General features: G+C 58.9%; 6 protein-coding genes. All 6 read right to left on the bottom strand.

The window, feature by feature from the left end; all coding sequences use genetic code 11:
- Positions 1-279: amidase family protein (locus NWQ23_RS02205; protein ID WP_306164603.1), on the bottom strand; the 279-nt coding region annotated here is incomplete at its 3' end.
- Positions 280-296: 17 nt separating this feature from the next.
- The gene (locus tag NWQ23_RS02200; protein WP_306164602.1) at positions 297-1,721 is read right to left on the bottom strand and encodes an amidase; all 1,425 of its coding nucleotides are present in this window, start codon (positions 1,719-1,721) and stop codon (positions 297-299) included.
- Positions 1,722-1,727: 6 nt separating this feature from the next.
- Complete coding sequence (locus tag NWQ23_RS02195) at positions 1,728-3,410, bottom strand: ABC transporter ATP-binding protein (RefSeq protein ID WP_306164601.1); 1,683 nt, start codon at positions 3,408-3,410, stop codon at positions 1,728-1,730.
- 5 nt (positions 3,411-3,415) lie between these two features.
- Positions 3,416-4,294: an ABC transporter permease gene (locus tag NWQ23_RS02190; RefSeq protein ID WP_306164600.1), complete on the bottom strand. Its 879-nt coding sequence runs from the start codon at positions 4,292-4,294 to the stop codon at positions 3,416-3,418.
- Positions 4,291-5,238 carry an ABC transporter permease gene (locus NWQ23_RS02185; RefSeq protein WP_306164599.1) on the bottom strand — a complete coding sequence of 316 codons (948 nt, stop codon included), beginning with the start codon at positions 5,236-5,238 and terminating at the stop codon, positions 4,291-4,293. The genes NWQ23_RS02190 and NWQ23_RS02185 overlap by 4 nt, the downstream gene beginning before the upstream one ends.
- A gap of 85 nt (positions 5,239-5,323) precedes the next feature.
- Positions 5,324-6,792: ABC transporter substrate-binding protein (locus NWQ23_RS02180; protein ID WP_306164598.1), on the bottom strand; the 1,469-nt coding region annotated here is incomplete at its 5' end.

Raw genomic sequence — 6,792 nt, 5'->3', positions numbered from 1 at the left:
TTCGCCAACCAGATCCACCTCATCCTTCATTGCTATGGGCAGGCCTTCAAGCGGGCGCAGATCGTCGGCACCTTTGGCATAACGCGCCTCGGCGGCGCGGGCGTGGTCCATCGCCTTGTCGTAATGGGTGGCTGTGAAGGCGTTGATCTTCGGCTCGGTTTCGTCAGCGCGCGCGATCAGATTGTCAAGGTATTCCACAGGCGACAATGTCCGCGCCCTAAAACACGAAAGAACATCGGTGGCAGGAAGGTAGCACAGGTCAAGATCTGCTTTTGTCATGGGTTTTGTCCGTGTTGTTAAAGTTGGGGCCGGCGCGCGGTACAATCGTAAAAGGGGGTGGTCTGTTCCAGTGCGGCAGCCACGCGGAAGACGCGCGGATCGTCATAGGATCGCCCGACGATCTGCACGCCCATCGGCAGGCCGCTGGCGGCAATGCCGGTTGGCACCGCCAATGCAGGCAGCCGATTGAGCATGTTGAACTGCGGCAGCAGGCTGAATTCATAGTCGCTGTCGACTACTCTTCCATGCACCGTCATCGTATCCCACAGGGCCTGATCGGCGCGCAGCTCATGCGTGATCATGACGGGGCAGATCATCGCATGGGCATCCTCCAGCACCGGCCCGATAGAGCCGTACATCTTCGCGGCCATCTCCATCGCGTGGAAAACCTTTTCCGGTGTGGCGGTTTTGGACCGTTCCGCCAGAAATTTGGTATAGTCGCAGACCAGATCGGGATGGGCCTCGCATTCATGACGCAGGTAGAAGCCGAACAGGAAATCCAGATGATCACGCGCGGCATACGTCGTCTCGCGCGTCCAGCCCAGGTCGACCTCTTGGAGGATCGCGCCCTGATCAGCCAGCCGGTCAAGCGCCGCCATGGTGTGGTGGCGCACGTCGTCTGCCAGCACCTCGTTGCCGACATCCATCGTATAGGCGATCTTGAGGCCCTTCACGCCGTCGTGCTGCATCGGAATGACCATCTTGTCGCGCAAGCTGGCGATGTCAGAGGGGTGAAAGCCCGACATGATATTTTGCATCAAGGCGCAGTCGGCCACGGTGCGGGCCAGTGGCCCCACGGTGTTATAGGTGTCAAGGTTGAAGGGCGGGCTGTCGGGGATGCGGCCATAGGGCGGCTTGTAGCCAACCACCCCGCAAGCCGCTGCGGGACCGCGGATTGACCCGCCGATATCCGACCCGGTGGCAAGGCTGGACGTGCCCGCCGCCAGCGAAGCGGCAGAGCCGCCGGAAGAGGCCGAACAAGTGTAATCCTTGTGCCAGGGGTTGGTTGTGGTGCCGTGCAAACGGCTGTCGGTGACCCATGCACAGCAAAATTCGGGCGTGGTGGTGCGGGCATGAAAGATGGCGCCCGCAGCACGCAGGCGGGCGGCCACCGGATGATCGGCGGTGGCGATATTATCCTTGTAGATCAGCGATCCGATGGTGTTGTGCTGGCCTTCCACATCCATCTCATCCTTGATACCAACGGTCAGCCCTTCAAGCGGGCGCGCCTCATCCGGACGGGTCATATAGGTTTGTTCGGCTATGCGCGCCTGATCGCGGGCCTGATCGAAAAACGTTTCAGTAAAGGCGTTTACCTGCGGCTCAATCGCCTCGGCGCGCGCGATCTGCGCGTCCAGAACCTCAAGCGGTGAGATATCATGGGCACGAAACATCTCGATCTGCCGGGTGGCCGGCAGGTAACATAGCTCCAGATTTGACATTTGGGGTCACTCCATTTCGGAAAATTCGGGCAATTTATGTTCAGAGGCCGCGATCAGCGCGCGGGTGTAGTCATGGGTGGGGGCGTCGAAAATCTGGGCGCATTGCCCGCTTTCGACAATCTCACCTTTCAGCAGGACAACCACGCGGTCTGCCGCGTGGCGCACAACGCTCATATTGTGCGTGATGATCAGGATCGACACGCCGGTGCGGTCCTGAATTTCGTTGAGAAGGTTCAGCACCTCGCCCTGCACCGAGACATCAAGCCCGGCCGTCGGTTCGTCGGCAATGATCAATGCGGGATTGAGGGCTAGGGCGCGGGCAACACCCACGCGGCGCGCTTGCCCGCCCGACAACTGATGCGGATAGCGGGTGGCAAAACCAGCCGGCAGGCCGACATTTCTGAGCAAATCCGCTACGGTCGTCGCGCGGTCCACATCTGCGCGGCCCTGCACGACCAGTGGCTCGTAAATCTGTTCACCGATTGTCATGCGCGGGCTGAGCGATCCGACCGGATCCTGAAACATCATCGAGGTGAAGGCGCGCACCACCTGCAAGACCTCGGCCTGCGCCCGGTCAACAACCTGCCCGGCAACTTTGATCAGCCCTGCGGTCGGGCTGACCAGCCCTAGCACCGACCGGGCAATGGTGGTTTTGCCCGACCCACTTTCACCGACCAGCGCCAGTGTTTCGCCCTTGCGGAGGTCAAGGCTAACATCGCGCACGGCGCGGATTTCCTGCGCTTGCCCACCCAGCCAGCGCGGCAGAGCGCTGTCTTTTGTAAAACTGACCGAGAGGTTTGCGATTTCAAGCACCGCGGGCTGGTCGGTTTTGATCCGATCAGCGGGTCCTGCAACAATCTTGATCGGGGTTTCCAGATCATCCGCCATGGTCGGCAGGCGCCGCGTTGTTTGTGCGATGCGCGCGGGATCACAGCGCAGCAGCATTCGCGTGTAATCATGTGTCGGCCGCGAAAAGACCTCGCTGACCGGTCCTGCCTCGACGATGTCGCCGCGATGCATCACCAGCACGTCATCACATAGGCTGGAAACAACACCAAGGTGGTGGGTCACAAAGATCACCGCACTGCCCGTCTCATGTTGCAGACGGCGCAGCAGGTCCAGAATTTCAACCTCCAGCGTGGCATCAAGTGCCGTTGTCGGCTCATCCGCAATCACCAGATCGGGTTCCAGCATCAACGCCATGGCAATGGACACGCGCTGACGCTGACCACCTGACAATTGATAGGGGTACATTTTCATGCGCGCAGCCGGGTCCGGCAGGCTCACCCAGTCCAGCGCATCCACCGCACGTGCCCATTTTTCCTTGCGGCTCCAGGGTTCGCGGTACAGGACATCCATCATCTGCTGGCCGATGGTCAGCGCCGGTGTCAGCGCGCTCATCGGGTCCTGACTGATGTAAGAAATCCGGGTGCCACGCAGGGCCTGAAGCTGATCGGGCGGCAGGCGCAGCAGGTCTTTCCCTTCAAACCAGACCGCGCCACTACTGATCGTCGCCATTTCCGGCAACAGCCGGGTCAGCGCCCAGATCAACGTTGATTTCCCCGATCCACTTTCGCCGACGATTCCCAGAACGCGGTTGCGTTCGAGCTTGAAACTGGCCCAGTTCACAGCTGAAAGCGAACCGTATTGAACGGCCAACCCATCCACCTCAAGAAGGATATCAGACATCGTCTTCAGACCCCCTTGCGCAGTTTGGGATCGAAGGTGTCGCGCAGCGCTTCGCCCAGAAAGGTAAAGCCAAGCGTGGCGGTGATCAGCGGCACAGAGCCTGCAATCACTAGCCAATAGGTTTGGCGGATGAACTTGTAGCCGTCATCCAGGATCAGTCCCCAGCTTGAATCCGGCGGCTTCACGCCCACTCCCAAAAAGCTAAGCCCTGCTTCAGCAGCGATATAGACTGGGATATCCATCGAAGCGAGGATCAGGATCGGGCCGATGATGTTGGGCAGAATGTGTCGCGCAACGATGCGCACGCGGCTCATTCCCATCGCCCTCAGCGCCTCAACATAGTCAGCCTTTGAGGCGGAAATAACAGACGTGCGCACGATGCGACCGTAGTAGGGAATGGAGGTAACGACCAGAATGCCGATGACAGTTTTCAGGCCAGCCCCGAAAATCGGCCCCACAGCAAGAGCAAGGATGATCACCGGATAGGCGCGCACAGTGTCGAAGGCCAGAACGATGAGGTTATCAAGCCACTTCGGCCCAAAACCAGCGACCATCCCCAAAATCACCCCGATACCAACAGAAAGAGCTGTCGAAATCAAAGCCACGCTCAGCGCGATCCGCCCACCATAAAGCGCGCGGCTTAGCACGTCGCGGCCCAGCTGGTCGGTGCCCAGCCAATGCTCCCAAGACGGCGGTTGCAGTTTGATCGGAACATTGATCTGCGCGGGGTCAAAGGGCGACAGAACGCTGGCAAAGACGGCTGACAAGATCAACAGCGTGACCAGAACCACGCCAATGGCCCCCATCGGATCCGACATCAGGCGCAAGAACCCATCACCGATGGCAGAACGGCGGGTGGCGGTGTTTGTGTTGGAAACGCTCATTCGCTGTCCTCGATGAAGCGTGGGTCAATCAGGGCGTTGAGGATGTCTGACAGCGTCGTGGCGACGATCAGGATAAAGGAGGCCGCCAGCACAGCGCCCAGTGACACAGGATAGTTGCGCAGGATCACCGCCTCATACATCAACTTGCCGATACCGGGGCGGGCGAAAACGATTTCGACGAAGACCGCGCTGCCCATCATCACGCCGACCCCGATGCCAATCACCGTAACGGTCGGTGCGACAGCGATGCGCAGCGCGTAGCGGAATACAATGCGGCGTGCGGGCAACCCAAAGGCGCGCGCGTTGCGCACGTAATTGGTGGACAAGACCTCAATCATGGAGGCCCGAACCAGTCTGGCGATATAGCCGATCCAGCCTGCACCCACTGCGATTGCGGGCAGGATCAAATGATGTAGGCGACTTAAGAGTCCCTCACCGTCACCGGCCCCGATTGCAGGCACCCAACCCAATCCGGCGGCGAAGATCAACATGCCAAAGATGGCAATAATTACGGCAGGCATGGCGATCACACTGACCGACAGAATCCCCACCACCCGATCAAAAAGAGAGTTGCGCCGCACGGCGGCGATACAGCCTAACGGGATTCCAATTGCAGCCGAGATCAGCAATGACGCTCCGAGCAGTTCAAGGGTTCTTGGAACATGGATTTTCAATGTATTCAGCACTGGTTGTCTGCTTCTGAGGTCGATCCCAAGGTCGCCCTGTAAAACGCTGATAAGATAGTTGAACACTTGAACCGGCATTGGCCGGTCCAACCCCAGCTTCTCGGTGATCGCCGCCCTAAGCGCGGGCGTGGCCCGTGGCCCCAACATCGCACTTGCCGGATCACCCGGTGCTGCAAGGATCAGAACATACAGACTTGAGATCGCCAGAATAAGAACGAGAAAGCCCAAACCAATGCGCTTGAGAGCGTATGCAAACATCAAGAAACCCTTTCAGAACGATCGCTTAGGCAAAAACAACAGCCGGGCAGAGCGGGAGAAACCTCGCCCGGCTGTCACTTCACTCTCAGTCTGCGAACCGGAACGCGTGAAACACCGGGCGACCATCCGGCAGTATTCCGGGAATCAGGGTGTCGCGATACAACAGGCCCGTCATTTCGTTAGAGACAAATGCAAAACTGCCGGAGTCTTCCATGATGGCCTGCATTGTCTTGTAGATTTCGCCGCGCGCGGCTTCATCTGAGGTGTCGCGTGCTTGTACGAGCAAGGCCTCAAACTCTGCGTCGGCGAAGCCTTCCCAGTTCCAGTACCCGATCTGCTCTTCTGTGAAATACTGCATGATGTAGTACCCATCAGGGTTGCCGGTCCATGACTTCAGGTGCAGTTGCAAATCAGCGGCGCGCGCTTCGTCAAGACTCCAGAATGTGCCTTCATCCTGCCCGTTCAGCTCTAGCGTGATGCCTGCTTCGGCAAGGTTGGCCTGCATGATCTGCGCCGCAGTATCACGCTGCGTGGTGTTGACGTAATCCAAACGAACAACCAGGCCTTCGGCGCCGGCCTCTGCCAGCAACGCACGGGCCTTGTCCAGATCCCGCACCATTGGCGCATCGTCACGGTAGCCTACCAGCCCCGGTGCAACAAAACCCGTTGCCTGCTGGTCGTGGCCATTGGTCGTGGCCTGTAGGATCGTTGGGATATCCAAGGCGAGTTGAATGGCTTGGCGCACGCGGATGTCTGCCAATTGCTCATTGCTCGGGCTGATACCCAAAAACAACGGATCCAGTGTTTGGACCAATTCCACGACACCCCCGGCAGGTGGACTTGCGACAAGGTTGTCGTAATTCAAGGGCGATGTCCGGGTGTAGTCAATTTCCCCCGCAGCAAAGGCGAGCTCTGACGCGTTTTCATCTGCTATCGGCAACAGCTCGATCGTGTCGAAATCGCCTGTTTCGCCGGTCCAGTCCGGGTTGCGTTCCAGCACCATTCGGTAACCGGGCGAGAATTCGGTCATCATGTAAGGGCCAGCCGTCGCAACAGGCGTTGCTTCAAACCATCCGCCTGCCTCTTCGGCCGCGGCTTTGGAGATGATAGCACCACTGGTGTAAACCATGGTCGAGGTCCAAAAGGTAGTGGATGGCGCGCTCAGGTGGATGATGCCAGTATACCTGCCGGTCACTTCAACATCCACCAACAGCGCATATTCACTTGCCACGCCAGACTCCAGATCTGGGTCCAAATGGCGTTCGTAGGAATATTCGACGTCCTCCGCTGTCAACTCACCATACCCGCCGGTCCACATGATGCCCGGGTTCAGCTCGAACACGATGTGCTGGGGGTCGGACAGATCAACAGAACTGGCAGCGTCTAGTTCAACCACCCATTCGTCACCGGCCACATATTTCGCAAGGCGCGGATACAGGTTGTCGATCAGGAACTGATCAACCGTTGATCCCCAATAGGCCGGATCCAGATACCCGGGGTCAGACGGCACAGCGATGCGCAGCGTCTCTGCGTTTACCGCTGAAACAGTTGCCG

It is taken from the genome of Yoonia sp., from assembly GCF_030731595.1.
Taxonomy (GTDB): domain Bacteria; phylum Pseudomonadota; class Alphaproteobacteria; order Rhodobacterales; family Rhodobacteraceae; genus Yoonia.
Note: the sequence above shows the minus strand (reverse complement) of the source record. Positions and strands in the feature narration are given on the sequence as shown.